The organism is Priestia sp. KCTC 13724, assembly GCF_056820425.1.
In genome coordinates this window covers 1-19131 of sequence record NZ_JBXDLD010000015.1, presented here as the reverse complement: position 1 = coordinate 19131, position 19131 = coordinate 1, and the positions used below count along the sequence as shown (strand labels likewise).

Annotated in this window: 21 protein-coding genes and 1 pseudogene; 6 read left to right on the top strand and 16 right to left on the bottom strand. The window is 37.6% G+C overall.

Translation table 11 applies throughout. From position 1 onward, the window contains the following. The first annotated feature begins 193 nt into the window (after positions 1 to 193). From AC1UFB_RS01600 to AC1UFB_RS01585, 4 genes are all read left to right on the top strand, one after another. The gene (locus AC1UFB_RS01600; protein ID WP_061786460.1) at positions 194 to 877 is read left to right on the top strand and encodes a response regulator transcription factor; all 684 of its coding nucleotides are present in this window, start codon (positions 194 to 196) and stop codon (positions 875 to 877) included. Positions 878 to 882: 5 nt separating this feature from the next. Then, positions 883 to 2244 carry a sensor histidine kinase gene (locus AC1UFB_RS01595; RefSeq protein ID WP_076512837.1) on the top strand — a complete coding sequence of 454 codons (1362 nt, stop codon included), beginning with the start codon at positions 883 to 885 and terminating at the stop codon, positions 2242 to 2244. A 64-nt stretch (positions 2245 to 2308) separates the two neighbouring features. Further along, complete coding sequence (locus tag AC1UFB_RS01590; RefSeq protein WP_482588384.1) at positions 2309 to 3001, top strand: PepSY domain-containing protein; 693 nt, start codon at positions 2309 to 2311, stop codon at positions 2999 to 3001. 169 nt (positions 3002 to 3170) lie between these two features. Beyond that, entirely contained in the window at positions 3171 to 3719 is a 549-nt protein-coding gene (locus tag AC1UFB_RS01585) for a PepSY domain-containing protein (protein ID WP_025907592.1), read from the top strand. Positions 3720 to 3993: 274 nt separating this feature from the next. Here AC1UFB_RS01585 and AC1UFB_RS01580 read toward each other — a convergent pair whose 3' ends face one another. Beyond that, on the bottom strand, positions 3994 to 4515 hold the full coding sequence (locus AC1UFB_RS01580) for a M15 family metallopeptidase (protein WP_222483014.1): 522 nt from the start codon (positions 4513 to 4515) through the stop codon (positions 3994 to 3996). 236 nt (positions 4516 to 4751) lie between these two features. On the opposite strand from AC1UFB_RS01580, the gene AC1UFB_RS01575 reads away from it, so the two are divergent. Then, complete coding sequence (locus AC1UFB_RS01575) at positions 4752 to 5417, top strand: hypothetical protein (RefSeq protein ID WP_277717084.1); 666 nt, start codon at positions 4752 to 4754, stop codon at positions 5415 to 5417. Between the two features lie 32 nt (positions 5418 to 5449). Here AC1UFB_RS01575 and AC1UFB_RS01570 read toward each other — a convergent pair whose 3' ends face one another. Together AC1UFB_RS01570 and AC1UFB_RS01565 are read right to left on the bottom strand one after the other, a co-directional pair. After that, positions 5450 to 6451, bottom strand: coding sequence for a nitronate monooxygenase (locus AC1UFB_RS01570; protein WP_119543916.1), 1002 nt, complete (start codon positions 6449 to 6451; stop codon positions 5450 to 5452). 125 nt (positions 6452 to 6576) lie between these two features. Next, positions 6577 to 7641, bottom strand: coding sequence for a lactonase family protein (locus tag AC1UFB_RS01565; RefSeq protein WP_025907600.1), 1065 nt, complete (start codon positions 7639 to 7641; stop codon positions 6577 to 6579). 232 nt (positions 7642 to 7873) lie between these two features. Between AC1UFB_RS01565 and map the strand changes: the two genes are divergently transcribed. Then, positions 7874 to 8620, top strand: coding sequence for a type I methionyl aminopeptidase (gene map / locus AC1UFB_RS01560; protein ID WP_025907602.1), 747 nt, complete (start codon positions 7874 to 7876; stop codon positions 8618 to 8620). Between the two features lie 32 nt (positions 8621 to 8652). Here the strand turns inward: map and AC1UFB_RS01555 are convergent, their stop codons facing one another. The 13 genes and pseudogenes from AC1UFB_RS01555 to AC1UFB_RS01495 all read right to left on the bottom strand — a co-directional run. Beyond that, on the bottom strand, positions 8653 to 10449 hold the full coding sequence (locus AC1UFB_RS01555; protein ID WP_482588380.1) for a sensor histidine kinase: 1797 nt from the start codon (positions 10447 to 10449) through the stop codon (positions 8653 to 8655). A gap of 47 nt (positions 10450 to 10496) precedes the next feature. After that, positions 10497 to 10961, bottom strand: a complete 465-nt coding sequence (locus AC1UFB_RS01550) for a BMP family ABC transporter substrate-binding protein (RefSeq protein WP_482588387.1) — start codon at positions 10959 to 10961, stop codon at positions 10497 to 10499. Positions 10962 to 11114: 153 nt separating this feature from the next. Further along, positions 11115 to 12227 carry an RNA-guided endonuclease TnpB family protein gene (locus AC1UFB_RS01545; RefSeq protein WP_482588378.1) on the bottom strand — a complete coding sequence of 371 codons (1113 nt, stop codon included), beginning with the start codon at positions 12225 to 12227 and terminating at the stop codon, positions 11115 to 11117. An 11-nt stretch (positions 12228 to 12238) separates the two neighbouring features. Further along, positions 12239 to 12637: an IS200/IS605 family transposase gene (tnpA, locus tag AC1UFB_RS01540; RefSeq protein ID WP_025910142.1), complete on the bottom strand. Its 399-nt coding sequence runs from the start codon at positions 12635 to 12637 to the stop codon at positions 12239 to 12241. A gap of 125 nt (positions 12638 to 12762) precedes the next feature. Beyond that, positions 12763 to 13044: a hypothetical protein gene (locus AC1UFB_RS01535; RefSeq protein ID WP_482588376.1), complete on the bottom strand. Its 282-nt coding sequence runs from the start codon at positions 13042 to 13044 to the stop codon at positions 12763 to 12765. Positions 13045 to 13212: 168 nt separating this feature from the next. Beyond that, entirely contained in the window at positions 13213 to 13443 is a 231-nt protein-coding gene (locus tag AC1UFB_RS01530; protein WP_025907605.1) for an excisionase family DNA-binding protein, read from the bottom strand. Positions 13444 to 13489: 46 nt separating this feature from the next. Continuing rightward, complete coding sequence (locus AC1UFB_RS01525; protein ID WP_139325241.1) at positions 13490 to 13705, bottom strand: hypothetical protein; 216 nt, start codon at positions 13703 to 13705, stop codon at positions 13490 to 13492. Positions 13706 to 13801: 96 nt separating this feature from the next. After that, entirely contained in the window at positions 13802 to 14494 is a 693-nt protein-coding gene (locus tag AC1UFB_RS01520; protein ID WP_482588374.1) for a pseudouridine synthase, read from the bottom strand. Between the two features lie 119 nt (positions 14495 to 14613). Continuing rightward, entirely contained in the window at positions 14614 to 15435 is an 822-nt protein-coding gene (gene pstB / locus AC1UFB_RS01515; protein WP_025907608.1) for a phosphate ABC transporter ATP-binding protein PstB, read from the bottom strand. 15 nt (positions 15436 to 15450) lie between these two features. Further along, positions 15451 to 16278: a phosphate ABC transporter permease PstA gene (pstA, locus tag AC1UFB_RS01510; protein ID WP_482588371.1), complete on the bottom strand. Its 828-nt coding sequence runs from the start codon at positions 16276 to 16278 to the stop codon at positions 15451 to 15453. A 1-nt stretch (position 16279) separates the two neighbouring features. Next, positions 16280 to 17194 carry a phosphate ABC transporter permease subunit PstC gene (gene pstC, locus AC1UFB_RS01505; protein ID WP_225002164.1) on the bottom strand — a complete coding sequence of 305 codons (915 nt, stop codon included), beginning with the start codon at positions 17192 to 17194 and terminating at the stop codon, positions 16280 to 16282. Positions 17195 to 17229: 35 nt separating this feature from the next. Further along, positions 17230 to 18072 (bottom strand): phosphate ABC transporter substrate-binding protein, encoded by an 843-nt coding sequence (locus AC1UFB_RS01500; RefSeq protein ID WP_482588369.1) that lies wholly within the window; start codon positions 18070 to 18072, stop codon positions 17230 to 17232. Between the two features lie 351 nt (positions 18073 to 18423). After that, a pseudogene (locus tag AC1UFB_RS01495) lies at positions 18424 to 18786 on the bottom strand (ATP-binding cassette domain-containing protein); the annotation flags it as partial. Positions 18787 to 19131: the final 345 nt, after the last annotated feature.

Sequence of the window (19131 nt, the reverse complement as noted above, 5' to 3'; positions counted from 1 at the left end):
AATAATAAAATTGAAGATTTTGAGTCTTTTTAATAGTTAATTTAAATTAATGCAACACTAGTGATCATTCATTAATATTATATATAAATCAACCTTTATTTGAAAATCTATTACTATTTCATTAAAAACAGCTTGCGGCTTCTTTTCATGCTATAATGTACGCAATTACAAACTGTTTTTGAGGAGGTTTACCGTGAGCAAAGGAAAGATTTTAATAATTGAAGACGAAAAGAAAATTGCAAGGCTTATTCAACTTGAGCTGGAATACGAGGGATACGAAACTGCTACTGCTCATACTGGCACAGAAGGGCTATCGCTATTTCAGAGTCAACAATTTGATTTACTCATTCTTGACGTCATGCTTCCAGGGTTAAGTGGTCTTGAAGTATTGAGAAGAATTCGATCTACCAATCAGCTTACACCAGTGATTTTGTTAACAGCTCGCGATTCACTTCCTGATAAAATTAGCGGACTTGATTTAGGGGCAAACGATTATATGACGAAGCCATTTGAAATTGAAGAGCTACTTGCCCGCATTCGCGTTTGGCTTCGCAACCAGTCTACTGCTATTGAAGAAAACCCACTCCTTCAAATTGGCGACTTAACCGTTGATGAAAAAACGCGGATAGTCACAAGAGAAAAAAATACAATTGAACTGACACCAAGAGAATTTGATTTGCTTATTTACTTATTAAAGAATCAAAATCAAGTTCTTAGTCGGGAACAACTTCTGACAAATGTGTGGGGATTTGATTACTACGGAGATACAAACGTAGTAGATGTATACATTCGCTATCTTCGCAAAAAGCTTGATGCACCTTATTCAACTCCTTACCTTCATACTGTACGTGGCGTTGGCTACATGTTAAAGGAATAAATGAGATGAAGCTAAAAACGAAAATTACGTTATTTACAACGCTCCTTCTTATCTTGCTGCTTCTCGTAACCAATAGCTCAATCTACTTTATCTTTAAAAAAACCATGACAGACAATGCCATAGAACGCTTGGATAGTCAAGTTGATGATATTGCAGAGGGCTTTAACAGAAGTGGCTCAACCGCTGTTGAACCACGAAACTTATTCAATGCTTACGTCCCTTTAAACGGGATGATTCGCATTATTGATGAAAATAACAAATCGTTGCTAACAACCTTAAAGGATGAGCTATCGCTTCGCAGTTTAAATGCAACCTACCGAACAAATGAACACACCGATGTTACACAGGAATCAGGCGCCATTTATGCAAGTGCATCAATGCCTATTATTTGGACAAACGATAATGTTGTGAGCCTGGAACTTACCGAACGATTAGTGGATGTTGAGCAGTCTTTAGGGATTTTACGCATTATTCTAATTGTGGCTTCTTTTATTATTTTAGTTCCAACCGTTATTGGTGGTCGCTTTTTAAGCAAGGTGGTTTTACAGCCAATTCAATCACTCATTTATACAATGGAAGATATTCAAACCTCACGTACCTTTAAACGAATTACAACGAAGTCATCCTCTAAAGATGAGCTTGACCAAATGGCTAATACGTTTAACAACATGATGGATTTACTTGAAGAAAACTATAAAAAACAGGAACAGTTCGTATCTGATGCTTCCCATGAGCTAAAAACACCGCTTACAGTCATTGAAAGCTATGCGAATATGCTAAAGCGCTGGGGAATGAAGCGACCTGACATACTGGAAGAAGCGGTTGAATCCATTCACTCAGAGTCAATTCGGATGAAGACTTTAACAGAGCAAATGCTTGTCTTAGCAAAAGATGACTCCCAGTTGGACTTACATATACAGCCAACTGATATTAACACCCTATGTATTGAAACGGGTCGCAGTCTGCAGCAAGCATTCCAGCGAACAATTCATGTAAAGCCTTCACCGCATCCAATTCAAGTTAGTAGCGATGAGCAAAAGCTTAAGCAGCTTCTTTATATTTTACTAGATAATGCGATTAAATATAGCGAGGAATCAATAGAGTTAACCGTATCCACCTCAGCAGAGAACATGTGTCTTATTACAATTACAGACCAGGGAATCGGTATTCCAAAAGAGGATTTGGCTCACGTTTATGAGCGCTTTTTCCGCGTAGATAAAGCAAGAAACCGCGAGACTGGTGGCTCTGGATTAGGTCTGGCCATTGCAGCAAAAATTATTAAAGCACATCAAGGTACTATTCATATCGATAGTGAAGAAGGTAAAGGAACCATCGTACAAGTTCACTTGCCAATCTATTTCTCATGAAATTTTAATCTTCTTTTAACTTCATTATCATAAACCAATGAGATAATCAGTTGGAGGTGATACTATGAAACGAACATTTATTATGGTTTTAAGCGCGCTGGCTGTAGCCATCGGAATTTGGTATTGGGTAACAGCTTTAAACAATACAAATGCTTCTTCTTTATCAGAAAGCGACATACAAAGCCTCGTTAAGCAAAAATATGAAGGTCAGATTGAGCGAATTAAAAAAGTAGACAATCAGTTTCACGTACAGCTTACCAATCAAAACAATACGTACGAAATCATGGTTGATGGAGTTTCAGGTGACATTGTCGATTTTTCAAAAGTGAGTGAATCAACAAACCAAGAGAAATCTCCTCCACAGCTCACTGAGGAGCAAGCAAAAAAGAAAGCTCTTGAACGTGTACAAGGTACTGTTGAAAACGTAAAAGAAAGCAATGAACACTACGATATAACAATTAAAAGTGATGATGGCACTCATATTGTGAAAGTCAGCCGCCCAGATGGTTCAATCGAAAATATCTCTAATCCCCCAAAAAATGAACAGTTAACTACTCTTATCAGCAAAGAAGGAGCAAAAAAAATTGCGTTAGAAAAAGTAAAGGGCACCATTTCATCTGTTGAACTAGAAGATGATGACGACCAGCTTTTATACGAAGTGGAGATTGATCAAAGCCCAGATGAAGGAGCAACTGTACTCATCGATGCGTATTCAGGTGAAATCATATCAATCCAATTTGAGACCGATGATGATTAAAAGCTTATCCTGCTACTTTTGTAGCGTGGATAAGCTTATTTCTATGAATTATGAGAGCATTCTCTCAAAAACTATCCAATTTCTCATCAAATTCTAATCTTTCTCTCCTTTTCTTTTAATCTTCGCTGGATATGATAAGCATGTAAACAAAACAAGGAGGTTATTGATTATGAAACTTGCGACGACGTTATTAACGGGAACTTTAATTTTAGGTGGATTAGGTGCTGGTGCTTACGCTATGACAGATAAACAGCCTTTACAATCTGTATCAGCGAACTCAACAACCATTTCAGAAGAGCAAGCAAAAGAAATTGCGTTAGAACAAACAAATGGTGGAAACATCACAAAGATGAGCGTGGATACAGATGATAGAACGAAAAAGTATGAATTTGATATCGTAAACGGTGAATTTGAATACGATGTGGACATTGATTTCAACTCTGGAAAAGTAGTGGAGTTTGATCAAGAACGCTTAGATAGTGACGATGACGATGACCGTGATGATGGGATAAGTATTGAAGAAGCTAAACTTTCATTAGAGGAAGCAAAAAAATTAGCATTAAAAGAGCAAGCTGGAACGATTGTTGAAACAGAGTTAGACCGCGACGATAATCAGCTGCGCTATGAGATTGAAATTCACACTGACGATAATCATGAAGTCAACGTTGATATTGATGCGATGAACGGAAATGTATTGAATGTTGAGTGGGATGACTAATCCCCTTTTATATAGAAGAGTTTGGGACATAACAAAATGATTGCTTCTAAAAGACGAACACTAGCTGTTCCCATCTCTTTAGGTTATCTGAACACGTTCGTTCCATTGCGATACGGCCACTCGTTTTCCGCAGGAGTCGAGTGTCCTTCGCTCTATTCCACTCTGTTTCCAACATTGATTGTTTTCACAATCAACAAAAAACCTGAACGATTAAAAGTGAGGAACTCTCAATCGTTTAGGTTTATCATTGACTGAATTACTTATGTCTCAGTCTCTATTTTATATCTTCAGGCCTTAACTGAAAATGCGGATAATCTTTAAATCCTTCCCAGTCTCCTCCCCATTCAAAACCAAGCTCTTTACCAATTTCAGCTACTTCCATCCAATCCGACTTGCCGTTACCATTGCCGTCATACTCCATATCCCAGATAATATCACCATTATCTATTCGCAAAGCGAAATCGATAGCTAGACCATAATTATGATAAGACTCGCCACCTTTTGAATACGTAACAATCTGTCCTTCAGTCGTTCGGCCACGGGCATAAAGCTCGTCTTGTTCTTCAAATGATCGAAAGCCATCCGTAATGACAACATCTATTCCCTGTGCTTTTGTTTGTTCGATAAGCTGATCTCTTTTTTCAACTACAGCGGGATGAAGATCCGTTGCGTCTTTAAACTCATTTAAGCTGGGGCCAAAAGGTGAAATTGGCCAATTTTTTTGAGCGAAAAAGATTAATCCATATACAATGATGCCAACTAATAGCAACTTTAGAATTGTTCCTACAGCATTCATGTTTTTATTCATGCTCCTTGCCTATACATGTAACGAATTAAGAATAAGCATAGTATACTCGGAGGTGAATGAAAAGAAATTCACTCTTGGAAATATGCTCCTCTCATCTTTTTTAAATCTTTTTGCCACTTTCACCATTTTTTCACTATTGCTGGTTACATTATCAAATGTGAACAACATACTTCTCATATGTTTTTCCTTTATCGGGGAACTTAACATAAAAAGGAGTGAGAAAAATGAACAAGAAGTGGCTTGGCTATGTGTTGGCCAGCAGTTTAACTCTCTGCGCAGTAGCAGCGGTAAACACACCTGTGTTTGCGGCAACAAAAGACAACGTAGGTGAAAGTACAATCGTTCAGCGAACAAATCACTATAAAGATGACGTTCAGCTAGATGCAGAAACACAAGAAAAAGTGGATGCAGTTATGAACGAGGCAAAAACAAAATTAGAAAAGCTCGGTGTGGAATTTCCCGAGAAGAAAGATCATCCTTTCCACAACTTAACACAGGAGCAAAAAGAGCAGTTCCACAGCATTATGGAACAAGTAAAAGATGGCTCTTTAACAAAAGAAGAAGCCTATACTAAGTTAAAAGAACAAGGTATTAACCTGCCTGAAAAAATGCATAAACACCCGTTTTCCAATTTAACGGAAGAGCAAAAAGAACAAGCGAAAAAGATTATGAATCAAATTAAAGAAGGTTCCATTACAAAAGAAGAAGGTATCGCAAAGCTTAAAGAAATGGGAATCACCTTACCAGAACGTAAAAGTCGTCTATTACAAGGATTAACAGATGAACAAAAAGTGGAAGCAAGAGCAATTTTACAAGAAACAAAAGAGAAAGTAGAAGATTTAGGTGGAAACTTCCATCATGAAAAGCATAAGCATTTTGTCCAATCGTAAAAAAACCAGAGGCTAAGTAGGCCTCTGGTTTTTTACGTCATTAAGGACCCTACAATCTCTTGCGCTGAGCAGCTTTTCACTTTATTATGACCAACTCCAGCCCAAAGTGAAAGGTAATCTACCGCCCCTTGCTCAGCAGCTTTTTTCCGAAGTGGCTGCGTCATATAGTGAACGTGCGGATAGGCTGCTGGGGCTGAGTCAGTATGTGAAATCAGAAACGCATTAGCCAAACCTCTAGCACGTCTGCCTGTAAAAGCTCGCGTGACGGCCGTCTCCTTATATGTTTTATTTAATAATGCTTTTTTATATGTAGGGTTTGCTCCACTTTCCTTACAACAAAGAAATGCTGTTCCTACTTGAACGGCACTAGCCCCAGCAGTCAATACTATCTCTACATCATCTTTATCCATAATTCCACCGGCAGCAATAAGCGGCAAGCTAGACTGCTTTTTCACAAGATCAATCAGCTCTAAAACCCCATAGTCTTCCTCTTTCTCCTCTTGGTTGTCAAAGCTTCCTCGATGGCCACCCGCTTCAATTCCCTGCAAGCAGAGTGCATCCGCCCCTGCTTCAGCTGCCAGTTTAGCTTCTTTTGGTGTTGTTACCGTTACGATGACGAACGTCCCCTTCTCCTGCAACGCTAGAATGACATCTTTTGATGGACAGCCAAACGTAAAACTAACCAGTGGAACAGGGTGATTTGTTAAGAGAACGAGCTTATTCTGCCATTCATCGTCATGGTACCTTGGAACGCCTACTTCTGCCTGCAACGTAACAGCAATACGCTTTATATGCTGTTCATATTTTTTGAAGTCATAGTTTCTTTCTTCTTCTGGTACAAACAAATTCACACCAAACACACCGGGTTTTTGCTTTTTCAGCTCTTCTATTTCTTCTTTTAGAGCAGATGTTGTTTTATACCCTCCTGCCAGAAAGCCCACTCCGCCAGCTTTGCAAACAGCAGCCGCTAGCTTAGGTGTAGATACTCCTCCTGCCATCGGTGCTTGAACTAATGGATATTTGCTGTTAAACATTAATCATTTCACCCTTTCTCTAACCTTACATTCTCCATGTTCTTTACTATCATCTAAATTTCCTGTTGATAAACCGAAAAAACCTATCCACTTAGGCGGATAGGTTTTTCAAACAACAAGTTAATTTATATATTTAAAAACTTTACGCAAACCGCGTACGGCACATCAACGATTGAATCTAAAAACGTTAACTTCCCTGTTTCTTCATTTCGTTCAAACAGCACTAAGTTTCCAGTCTCTTGATTAGATGCAATAATAAATTGCTCTGTTGGATCTAATACGAAATCGCGTGGCCAGTCTCCTTTTGTATCCGTCCACTCAACAAATATAAGTTTACGACCGTCTTCATTGACCGCAAACGTTGCAATCGTATTATGCCCACGGTTTCCAGCATAGACGAAGCGGCCATCTGATGAGATATGAATCGCACTTCCTTGGCTATTTTCAGTAAAATCCGCTGGTAGCGTTGCGATTGCTTGTAGTTGTGTAAAGCTCCCGTCTTGCGCGTTATACTCTAACACTAACACTTCGTTGCTTAACTCTGTCATCACATACGCGTACTTGCCGTTTGGATGGAAAGTTAAGTGTCTTGGTCCAGCGCCAGGTGCCGTGTTAAACGTTTGAGCTTTTGTTAACTTCCCTTCTTCTCCAACAGCATACGTGATAATTTCATCTGTGCCAAGATCCACTGCTACAGCGTACTTACCGTCTGGCGTAAAGTCTGAATAGTGAGCGTGTGGCTTTTCTTGACGATCTTTATTTGGGCCTTTACCTTCATGTTGCATAACTGAAGTGGCTGGCCACACTTCGCCACTTTGAGGAGAAGTTACGTATGACTCAATACTTCCTCGATGATAATTGGCAGTTAATACTTGGTTATTGCTATCGTTAACCGTCACATAACATGGTGAAGGCCCTTCAAGCATTTGTTTATTCACAAACGTTAAATCGCCGTTTTCAGAATTGATTTTATAAGAAGCTACGCCTCCCTTATCTCCTTCTTTTACAACAGCATATAAGTATTCATTGCTCTTACTAATGTTCACATATGTAGGATTATCGATTTTAGCTACTGCTCGTACATCTCTTAATTCCTTTTTCTCTGCATCAAATGTAAATGTGTATATTCCTTCACTTGAACCTTTTGTATACGTTCCAACATAACCAGTAAACGTTTTTCCTCGAGTCATCGCTGCATACCCTCCTAAATTATTCATTCTATCTTTTAACTATACCATAACTATAGCTGAAGTCTCATTTTTACTCTCCCCTGAATGCCCTTTTTACAAACATGAAATCAAGCGGGTTTCTTGCTTTTTTAGTTTAGGGAGCGTTATCATAAACTTTGGATTAAACTTAGTTTGGATTTTTAAAAAATCCATTTTAGATATAGAGAATATACATTCAAAAGGAGGAGTTTACTTGATTTCATTAAAAAGTGAACGCGAAATTAACTTAATGCATGAAGCAGGTAAGTTATTGGCTCAATGTCATAAAGAGATTGAACAAATGATTAAGCCAGGTATTACGACGCATCAAATTGACCAATTTGTTGAAAAATTTTTAGAGAAACACGGTGCTACGCCAGAGCAAAAGGGTTATAAAGGGTACCAGTTCGCAACATGTGCATCATTGAACGACGAAATCTGCCACGGCTTCCCAACGAAGACACCTTTAAAAAGCGGAGATATTGTTACTATTGATATGGTGGTTAACTTAAACGGAGCTTTGGCTGATTCAGCATGGACTCATAAAGTTGGGGAAATCTCTGAGGAAGCAGAGCGCTTAATGGATGTAACGTACAACGCATTATACAAAGGCATAGAGCAAGCACAGGTTGGAAATCGAACAGGTGATATTGGCTATGCTATCCAATCTTACGTAGAAGGAGAAGGCTTTTCTGTCGTTCGTGACTTTACAGGACACGGCATTGGTAACACAATGCACGAAGAGCCAACCATTTTCCACTATGGCAAGCCTGGGAAAGGACCTCGTTTAAAAGAAGGTATGGTTATTACAATTGAACCGATGGTAAACGTAGGAACTTGGCATTCCAAAATGGACAAAAACGGATGGACAGCGCGTACAACAGATGGAAAACTATCTGCTCAGTACGAGCATACCATTGCAATTACGAAAGAGGGACCGGTTATTTTAACCGAACAATAAATTAAAAGACTGCCTGGTGCTCAGGCAGTCTTTTAATTTATTGGCAACGTCATCATAAACGTTGTTCCTTTTTCAGATGTTTCCACTAACTCAATATCTCCACCGTGATTTTGAAGAATCGTCTTCACGATGGTTAAACCTAATCCCGTGCCGTTTTCCTTCGATGTAGTAAACGGATAAAAAATACTTTTTTGAACCTCTTCTGGGATGCCAGTACCACTATCTTTTAGATAAATGCAGTATTGATTTCTCTTCACCATTCCGGTGATTTCCATCCTGCCAGCCCCACCCATAGCTTCTATGCTATTGCGCAACAGGTTATGAACCACTTGCTTTATTTGTTTATCATCAATCCAAACCATTGCTTTTTCCATCTCTACTTGAATCGTAAAGGCTTGATTATTAGCGGTAATAAACGAAATGATTTCTTCTAGTACATAATCAATTCTTTTTGCTTTCATAACGGGTGCTCTAGGCTTTGCAAGCATCAGCATTTCTTCTACGATGGAATTAATTCGTTCAAGCTCTTTAAGCAGTAACTCAACCTGAAACGATTTACGCTCATCTACAGAAAGCCCATGGTTCATAAGTGATAAAAAACCATGAATAACTGCTAATGGATTACGAATTTCATGAGCTGCTCCTGCAGCTAGTTCTCCTACTAGCGCCAGTTTCTCTGTTTGATGCATGCGACATTCTAACTGTTCGGTATCAGTAATGTCGATGAAATGGAAGATACGGCCGACCACATTGTTTTCATCGTCTACTAGCTGTGATTGAGAAACCAGCAGGCAGCGTTCTTCTTGATTGAGCTGGTACGTTACTTTTTGATGCTTTTTTACTTTTTTCTCACGCAAAATACGCCAAAATGCTTCATTGTCGTTCCCTTCATGATGTAAAGCATGTTGAACATCGCTTAAGCTAATCATTAACATCTTTTTTACTGCTGCATTTAAGAAAAGATGATTATTGCAATGATTAACTGTAATAATACCAACAGGCAATGAGTTCAATATTTGCTCGCGGTATGTCTTCTCTGCCTTTATCTTATGGAAAGACTCAGAAAGATTTTGAGACATCTTATTTATTGATTTGCTCAGTCTAAGAAACTCGATTTGCTTCTCTTCTTCTAATCGTAAACCGTACTCACCATCGGCAATCCGATCGACTCGTGCAGTCATGCTTTCCACAGGTTTGGTAAGCATTCTGCTCATCCGGTAAGAGATAAGAATCGATAAGAATACAATGACAACCATTGAAATTAATAACCCAATTAGTGCGTTTCGAATAATAAGCGGTAAATCACCAGACAATTGACCTAAGGAATTTGATACGTCTTTTTTTTGATCCTGAATTTCTGCTTGTACCTTGTATAGCTGAGGCAAGTAAACCTCGTCAAGATAAGTAGCAGCTGCTTCTTGATCTTCGTAAGCGATTAATCCTGCGACATTATTATTTATTTGGAAGTCAAGTAGTTGGATTTGTTCTTTCAATTGCTGGAGCGATGCTGGAAAAGCTACCTGATCATTCTCCACTCTGCTTATTGCATGGTTTCCGTATTGTTTATATTCCGTTACTACACTCGTACAGCAATCATTTCTGTCTAAATTATTTGAAACAATGTATTGCTTAACATGCAGCTCTTCTTCCCAGTAAGAAAGCCAAACTAATTCTGGGATCTCTTCGTCTTTTAACTTTTGGCTAACAACACTCAAATCATCGATTGAATATACAAAAATAAACGACAGGCTGCTCAACAACAAGGCAATAACCAAGAGTGAACTTAGGATTTTACTCCGAAACAAAAGCTTACTTATCACATTCTTCATAATCATCTCTTTCTTTGTATACTTTCTATATTGCTAGCTTCCTGCTACTATTCTTCTATGCTATCCTCGATTGCGCTCTTCTCTTTTTCTGTGTACATAGGACCAAAAGGAGCAAGTCGATAAACACCATCATTCTCATCTAAAACCACCGTTCCTGATGGTAAACCGCTTTCGCTAAAATAGTCCTCCATAATGGAGCGATAAGACTGTGGTACATCATTGATAACGCTTGTCAGTACTTGACTCTCTCCCATATACGATTGATCATCAAGATAACCTATGACATAAATTCCTTTTTCTTTAGCTACACTAATAATATCTCGATTGTATGAATTTCCTTTAGTATAAATGACGTCGACTCCTTGGTCTACTAACTCATTCATCAACTCAACAGCTTTTTTACTATCATCTCGACTATTTACCACTCGGTAAAAGAATTCAATATTCTGATCCGCCGCCATTAGCCCATTTTCAAAGCCTTTATTCTTTTCACGAGCTTCAAATGCATCAATAAGACCTACTTTGTTACTACTTGTTGTGAACTACTCCCACCACTTACCACCCTTACGGGTTGCTTGAAGTGGGGGCTTCTTGGGTAATCGCCACTTTTGGTAGCTGACGAAATGGACCAAGCTAACCCTCTTGTTCCAAGAGTTTATATTTTATTAGGCACTTGCTAATAAGCGGATGCCTTCTTTTTTGATATTTAGTGCTGAATTATAATCTCTATCGAGATTTAGACCACACGAACAAGCGTAAGTTCGAATGTTCATAGGCATTGGTTGGATATTTCCACAATTCGAACAAGATTGGGTAGATGGGAACCATTTGTCGATTTTGACAAGTTGTTTCCCTTGTTCTTTTAATTTGTACTGTAAGAAAGACGTGAACATTCCCCAACCATTATCAGCGACACTTTTGCCAAACCTTAGTGCTTGCGACATGCCTTTCATATCCAAATCTTCAATGATGACGGCATCATAAGTTGTGACTAATTCTTTTGATTTATGGTGAAGGAAATTCTTGCGTTGATTGGCGACTTTCTCTTGAATTTTAGCCACTCGAATACGTTGTTTATCCCAATTAGAAGAACCTTTCTTCTTACGAGATAGTTTGCGTTGTTCTTTTGTTAATTTCTCAAGCATTTGTCGATAAAACTTAGAGTAATTGGCTTTCTCACCCTCACTATCGACAAATAGACCATCCATCGCAAAATCTAACCCAACTATTTTTTCAATCTCTTTACAATCAATTTTCTTTTCGTACTCTGTCAAAATGGAAATATAGTATTTTCCTGATGCGGTCATCGATAGGGTGCAAGATTTGATTTTGTATTCTGATGGTATCTTTCGATGTTGTTTGATTTTGACCATTTTCAATTTAGGTAATTTGATATGACCATCCAACAATTGAATGTTTCCATTAACAACATTGGTTGTGTAGCTTTGTTTGTGTCGTTTACTTTTGAACTTTGGGAACTTGGCATTTCCTTTGAAAAAAGCTTTATAAGCTTTATCCAAATTTAGCTGTGCGTTTGCTAACGCTAACGAGTCTACTTCCTTTAGCCATTCAAATTCCTTTTTATATTTTGCAGGAGTGGGGTGTTTCACCTTCTTCAATGCTTCTTTATCGTCTTTTAGACTTTCATACGTTTCTATTCTTTCTGCTAACATTTTGTTATAGACAAAGCGAACACAACCGAAAGTTTTGCGCATAATCAAAGCCTGTTCATCTGTTGGATATATTCTGAACTTGTATGCTTTATTTTGTTTAGCCATATCAAATCACCTCACTTTATCCCCTGATTTTCAATATATTTTTTAACTACTTCAATAGGTGAACCACCAGTCGTCAACAAACAAAAACTTCTTGACCAAAACATTTCTTTCCATAACTTTTTACGAACATGAGGAAAATCTTTCTTGATGAGTCTCGAACTCGCACTTTTATAGGCATTGATGAATTTCGATAATTCACTGTTGGGTTGTGCTTTGAACAAAATATGAACATGGTCAATATCGTGGTTCCATTCAAGCAATGTGATATTATATTTTTCGCTCAAAGACACAAATTTATCTTTGGCATAGTCTGAAATGGTGTCATCTATTACTTTCCTTCGATACTTAACCACTAATACAAGATGATAATACATCAAGAACACTGAATGGTTATTACTGTCTAAATTCATTGTTATATCAATCCTTATGCTTTATAAGACTGATTATAACATATTGAGCATAAAGGCAAAAGGAAAAGCCTTTGGGCTGTCGCCCAACCGAAATTCATCTCCCCCTTACCGTTGGGCTACGCCCTTCACACGCTTGAAGAGGGAGACTTCTTTCGGAAGTTCGTGTAAACCTTTGCAATGACGGGGAATTCATTCTCAATTTCCACTTTCCCTTTATAGGCTAAACTTCCCCAACTTTGATCTACAATAACATCACTAGTTAAAATAGCGACATGTTTTTTTTCATCTGGTTCTGCCCCTTGATTATGTAAAATCCCTTGTGCTTTTAGCATAATAACAGCAAAAAGAATGAAAAAGAACAGCACCGCAATAAAGATAATTATTTTTGATTGTTTTGCTTGTTCCAATATAATTCTCCTTTTTCAACTTCTTCCTTTATTATACAAAAAACAAACCCTTAAAAACTACATTTTCAGTCATTTTTTTCTTTTTTCGACATTTTTTGCGCATATCAGCACTTAAATACTCTTTTTAGTGGCTGAAACGTGCTTAATCACCTCTGAAAAGGGTGAGAATTAATCTTCGTCTTTTACATCCATGTCTTCTGGAATAGGCTCACTTAAATACTCTTCCATCTGCTTTTTATATTTTTCAAGCTGCTCAAAATGCGTATTAAATTGTTCTTTGTTTACTACGTATTGTTCACCGTCAAAAACAGTACGAATCTTTCCTTGCTGAATAAGACTTTCAATATATTGTTCAGGTAAGGATAAATACTCGGCTGCTTCTTTTAGTGTTAAGTACATTTTTATTCCTTCTTTCAATTCATAACTTACTTCTAGAATACCACGTTTAAAAGAAAAGAGTTTGGGACATAACAAAATGATTGCTTCTAAAAGACGAACACTCGCTGTTCCCATCTCTTTGATTTGTCTTAACTCGTTCGTTCCATTGCGCTACGGTCACTCGCTTTCCGCGGGGAGGAACCTGAGCTTCCTCGCTGCGCTGCGGGATCTCAGTTTTCCCTCTCTTTCCCGCAGGAGTCGAGTGTCCTACGCTCCATTCCACCCTGTTTCCAACATTGTTTTCACAATCAACCAAAAAACCTGAACGATTAAAAGTTATGAACTCTCAATCGTTCAGGTATAGTAGAGGCTGAACTACTTATGTCTCAGTCTCTTTCAACAGTTCATTTAATTCTTGCTGTGATAGCTCTCTCCAAGCCCCCGCTTCTAAATTTCCTAGGTGAATATTCATAATGCGAATCCGCTGCAGGCGCTCAACTCGATAACCTAATGCTTTACACATTCTTCTAATCTGCCGATTAAGTCCTTGAGTTAAAATAATCTTAAACACATTGTCACTTATTTTTTCGACCTTACACGGCTTGGTGATGGTATTTAAAATCTCAACACCGCTTTCCATTTCCAGCACGAACTGCTCTGTAATTACCTTATCCACTGTAACGACATACTCTTTTTCATGACCATGCTCTGATCGAAGAATCTTGTTGAAAATGTCGCCGTCATTTGTCATTAAAATAAGCCCTTCGGAAGCTTTATCCAAGCGGCCAACAGGAAAGATTCGCGTTGGATAATTTACAAAATCAATTATATTTCCCTCCACTTCTTTAGCTGCGGTACACGTAATACCTACCGGCTTATGAAGCGCTAAATAAACAGACTGTTCCTTACGAGGGATAGGCCTTCCATCAATCAGAACTTCATCATGTTCTGCTATCATGGTGTTCTTATCACTAACGACTCCGTTTACAGTCACTCTGCCTTCTATAATCAAGCGATTTGTATGCCTTCTTGAACAGAAGCCTGTTTCGCTAATATACTTTTGAATTCTCATCTCATACTCGCTTTCTCTACCGTTTTCTTTATTTTAGTGAATTTCTCAATGGAAAGCATCACTCTTTCAATAAAAAAATCCCGGGAAATAAATTCCCTAGGATTTTTTCATGTACATAATTAGCCGAATCGACCAGTAATATAGTCTTCTGTTCGCTTATCTTGCGGAACTGAGAAAAGTTTATCTGTAGAACTGTATTCAACGACCTCACCATTTAAGAAAAAGGCAGTTTTATCTGAGATACGAGCGGCTTGCTGCATGTTATGAGTTACAATAATAATTGTATAATCTTTTTTCATCTGCGTAATTAATTCTTCTACTTTTAAAGTAGAAATTGGATCTAAAGCTGAAGTCGGTTCATCCATTAAGATTACATCTGGTTTCATAGCAATTGCACGAGCAATACAAACACGCTGTTGTTGTCCACCTGATAAACCAAGCGCGGATGTCTTTAAGCGGTCTTTTACTTCATCCCAAATCGCAGCGCCACGTAAACTCTCTTCAACAATCTTGTTTAGCTCTTTTTTATTTTTTATACCATGCATTCTTGGTCCATACGCTACATTATCATAGATGCTCATGGGAAATAGGTTTGCTTTTTGAAACACCATTCCTACTTTTGTTCGTAGCTTAATTACATCGCTTGACTCATAAATGTTTTCATTATCAATAATTACTTTTCCACTGATTTTGACACTGTCGATTAAATCGTTCATTCGGTTTAATGTGCGTAAAAATGTTGACTTACCACAACCAGATGGACCGATAAATGCAGTGACTTCTTTTTCTTTTATATCAAGGGAAACTGAATACAGTGCTTGTTTTTCTCCATAAAACAAATTCAAATCACTCACGCTGATTTTTGTCTTCTTATCAGAATGCCTCTCATTTCCTAACACGTTTGTTTTGCTACCCTTCTGACGATCAATAGTTATATTCATCATTCGACTCCTCTCTTAATAATCCGCTTTGTTTAGCTTTTTAGATATAAAAGTCGTTGCAAAGTTTAACATCAAAATAACCACAATCAATACAATTCCAATTGCCGCGGCAAGCTCAATATCTCCAGATTCTTGCGTAACTAAGTACGAATGAACCGTTAATGTTCTAGCTGAAGAAAAAATACTCTCTGGCAGTGCAGCTACCGTTCCCGCTGTTAAGAAAATTGCTGCTGACTCACCAACGATACGACCGATTGAAAGGATGATACCAGATAGTATACCCGGCATAGCGCTCGGTAAAATGACTTTATATAAAGTTTGTAACTTTGTTGTACCTAGAGCTAATGATCCTTCGCGATATGAGCGTGGCACAACTTTTAATGCTTCTTCTGTTGTTCGAATAATAACTGGTAAAACAATAATCGTAAGTGTTAAAGAAGCCGAAATAATTGACATACCTAGCTTTAACGTCGTAACAAAAAATACTGCACCAAACAAACCGTAAATAATGGACGGAATCCCAGTTAAACTTTCCGTGGCAAAGCGAATGACTCTAACTAGCTTTCCTTGTTTTGCGTATTCCTGTAGGTATACAGCAGCCAAGATTCCAATTGGTGTGGCAATAAGCAATGAAATAACAATTGTATAGATAGTTGTGACAATCATTGGCCAAATTCCACCGTCATGTCCTGAAGGTGAATAATCTCCAAAGATAAAATCAATGTTAATTAAACGATAGCCTTTATAAAAAATATATCCGACGATAGTAACTAGGACGGCAACTGTTAAAAAAGCTGAAAACCAAAGCAGTCCATTTAGTACATTATCTTTAAACTTCCTCAACTTAGTTACCTCCTTTTGAACTGATCTTTGCCAATACAAAATTTAAAAGTAAAATAAACGAGAACAACACAATCCCTGTAGCAAAAAGCATCTCTTGGTGCGTACCTGCTGCATACCCCATCTCTAGCGCAATGTTAGTCGTTAACGGACGTACACTATCAGTTAAGCTAGATGGAATAATTAAGCTGTTTCCTGCAACTAATATAACAGCCATCGTTTCCCCAATTGCTCTACCCATTCCTAAAACAACAGCTGTCATAATACCTGACTTAGCCGCTGGGACTACTACCTTGAAGATTGTACCAATCTTAGAAACTCCAAGAGCTAACGACCCTTCACGATACGCTTTTGGCACTGCACGAATGGCCGTTTCCGATACTGTAACAACCGTTGGTAACATCATAATAGCTAAAACTAAAATGACCGCTAATAAACTTTGACCTCGAGCTAGCCCTAAATTATTTTGTAGAAAAGGAACAATAACAGCTAATCCAAATACTCCATATAGTACAGACGGAATACCCGCTAAAAGCTGTACAGCAGGTGAAACAATTTTCGCTAAGCTTTTAGGCGCAATTTCAGCTAAAAAGATAGCGGTAAACAAGGCAATTGGTACACCGATAATGAGTGCTCCAATCGTAGCAAAGACAGATGCTACAATCATAGGAAAGATTCCGAACTTATCTTCACTAGGTACCCAATCTACTCCAAAGAGAAAGTCAATAAAGCTATACCCTTGCGTAACAAAAGGATGAAATCCTTTATAAAATACAAATCCGATAATTAATACTAAGCTGACTACTGAAAGGAGAGCACATAACATAAATAATCTTCCCGACAGTTTCTCTAGCATGTACTTCATTCGATTCGATTTTTCAACTTCTTGATTTTGATTTTTAATAGGTGGCGTTGACATACTTCATTCCTCCAAAATTGCTTAAACGTACCGTTTTATTTTAATGGTATTACGCCCGCATCCGATGCAATTTTTTGACCTTCTGGACTTAAGATATAATCAATGAATTTCTGACCTTCTTCACTTAAAGTCTCTTGTTTGTTCACAAACAGAAACGGTCTTGATAAGCTATATTTTTGCTGCAATACATTATCTGCTGTAGGCTGTACTCCATTAATATTTAAAGTAGCAACAGATTCATCAATATACTCAAATGAAACAAATCCTATAGCGTGCTTATTTGTAGCAACTGTGGTTTTAATGTTTCCATTTCCACTCGCAACAATGGCGTTTTTGATTAGCTCTCCAGAAGAGTAGCCAACAATTTCTTGAAATGCATCTCTTGAACCTGATCCATCTTCTCGGGAAACGACGACAATTTCCATGTCTTCTCCACCAAGCTCTTTCCAATTTGTAATTTCACCAGTAAAGATTTTCTTTACTTCTTCCATTGAAAGATTCTTGACCTTATTTGTAGGATGCGTAATTACCACAATTCCATCGTAAGCAATGATATGCTCTTTTAAGCCAGTTGCTTTTTCTTCTTCTTTTAAGTCACGTGAAGACATGCCAATTTCTGAAACACCGCTTGTTGCGTTGGTAATTCCAGCAGAAGAACCAATTTGATTGATCTCTATATTAATGTTATTTTTCTCTTCATATTTAGCTGCTAGCTTCTCAGCTAAAGGACCAACGGACGTTGAGCCTGAAATTGCTAGTGTGTAATTGCTACCGCCAGATGAATTTTCTGAGCTAGTATCAGAAGAACCACACGCTGCCAAAGTAGTAACGAAAGATAGAACAAGTAATCCTATCGCTGTCTTTCTTATAAGCTTCATCTCTAAACCTCCAAGACACTCTATTCGTATTTCTTATAGAGTAAACTCTGCTTGTAAATTTTTATTTTGATTTTTGTAAACGTTTTGTAAATCCTTTAATTATGTGTAAAAAGTCTAAAAAAAATGTTAATTTTATACTGTCAAATTAACAATTCAGACACGAAATATCCAAATATTTGATTTTTATTTTAAAGATGAAAAGATTTTCTTATGTCTGTTCATTTTTACGCAATCGATTTTTCACATTATTATTTGTCACGGGTTAAGTATTCATGTAAAGCTCCTTATAAAAAAGCTCAACATCTGTCTTTATGACATCAGATGTTGAGCTTTTTCTTTTCGCTTCATTTATTATTGACTGAGAGCTTTTGGAGCCTTGAATTGATGCTGGATCATACGATAATATACTCCTTCTTTTTTCATTAACTCATTATGATTACCAGTTTCTTTAATTTCACCGTTTTCAATAAGCATAATTGTATCGGCATGGCGAATAGTATTTAGTCGGTGAGCAATGATAAAGCTTGTTTTCCCTTGTAATATCGCCCTTAGCGCCTGTTGAAGGTATTATAGCTCAGTTCGAGTATCAATATTGCTAGTGGCTTCATCAAGGATAAGTAATGATGGGTCTGAAAGTAGAACTCTTGAGATAGCAAGCAGCTGCTTTTGACCTTGACTGAGATTATCTCCGTTTTCTGATAGCCTCGTCTCATAAAGAATTCAAAGAACAGATGACAAATGCTTAACAAAAGCTAGTTTTTTCAGGGAGTCACTTCTGTAAACATTGATTATCTTTCGCTTCTTTACGCAAATAATTAGCTACAAACTAATAACTCTAAGCGTCACCGTCCCTTTAAAAACCATCACGTGATGGTTTGATTAAGCAATATCCTACTGGATTGTAAATGAAAAGAAAAGCAATAACCCCTATAAATGGTGTGAACCTTTTGTGTACACCTTACTTACTAAACTTTTTATCATGTAAATCATCACTAGTGTTGCATTAATTTAAATTAACTATTAAAAAGACTCAAAATCTTCAATTTTATTATTTTAGGC

What these genes read in the sequence shown, in the direction of transcription:
- AC1UFB_RS01595 (WP_076512837.1), top strand. Translation starts at nt 883, where the DNA reads ATGAAGCTAAAAACGAAAATTACGTTATTTACAACGCTCCTTCTTATC.
- AC1UFB_RS01590 (WP_482588384.1), top strand. Translation starts at nt 2,309, where the DNA reads ATGAAACGAACATTTATTATGGTTTTAAGCGCGCTGGCTGTAGCCATC.
- AC1UFB_RS01585 (WP_025907592.1), top strand. Translation starts at nt 3,171, where the DNA reads ATGAAACTTGCGACGACGTTATTAACGGGAACTTTAATTTTAGGTGGA.
- AC1UFB_RS01580 (WP_222483014.1), bottom strand. Translation starts at nt 4,515, where the DNA reads ATGAATGCTGTAGGAACAATTCTAAAGTTGCTATTAGTTGGCATCATT.
- AC1UFB_RS01575 (WP_277717084.1), top strand. Translation starts at nt 4,752, where the DNA reads ATGAACAAGAAGTGGCTTGGCTATGTGTTGGCCAGCAGTTTAACTCTC.
- AC1UFB_RS01570 (WP_119543916.1), bottom strand. Translation starts at nt 6,451, where the DNA reads ATGTTTAACAGCAAATATCCATTAGTTCAAGCACCGATGGCAGGAGGA.
- AC1UFB_RS01565 (WP_025907600.1), bottom strand. Translation starts at nt 7,641, where the DNA reads ATGACTCGAGGAAAAACGTTTACTGGTTATGTTGGAACGTATACAAAA.
- AC1UFB_RS01555 (WP_482588380.1), bottom strand. Translation starts at nt 10,449, where the DNA reads ATGAAGAATGTGATAAGTAAGCTTTTGTTTCGGAGTAAAATCCTAAGT.
- AC1UFB_RS01545 (WP_482588378.1), bottom strand. Translation starts at nt 12,227, where the DNA reads ATGGCTAAACAAAATAAAGCATACAAGTTCAGAATATATCCAACAGAT.
- tnpA (WP_025910142.1), bottom strand. Translation starts at nt 12,637, where the DNA reads ATGAATTTAGACAGTAATAACCATTCAGTGTTCTTGATGTATTATCAT.
- AC1UFB_RS01530 (WP_025907605.1), bottom strand. Translation starts at nt 13,443, where the DNA reads ATGTACTTAACACTAAAAGAAGCAGCCGAGTATTTATCCTTACCTGAA.
- AC1UFB_RS01520 (WP_482588374.1), bottom strand. Translation starts at nt 14,494, where the DNA reads ATGAGAATTCAAAAGTATATTAGCGAAACAGGCTTCTGTTCAAGAAGG.
- pstB (WP_025907608.1), bottom strand. Translation starts at nt 15,435, where the DNA reads ATGAATATAACTATTGATCGTCAGAAGGGTAGCAAAACAAACGTGTTA.
- pstC (WP_225002164.1), bottom strand. Translation starts at nt 17,194, where the DNA reads ATGTCAACGCCACCTATTAAAAATCAAAATCAAGAAGTTGAAAAATCG.
- AC1UFB_RS01500 (WP_482588369.1), bottom strand. Translation starts at nt 18,072, where the DNA reads ATGAAGCTTATAAGAAAGACAGCGATAGGATTACTTGTTCTATCTTTC.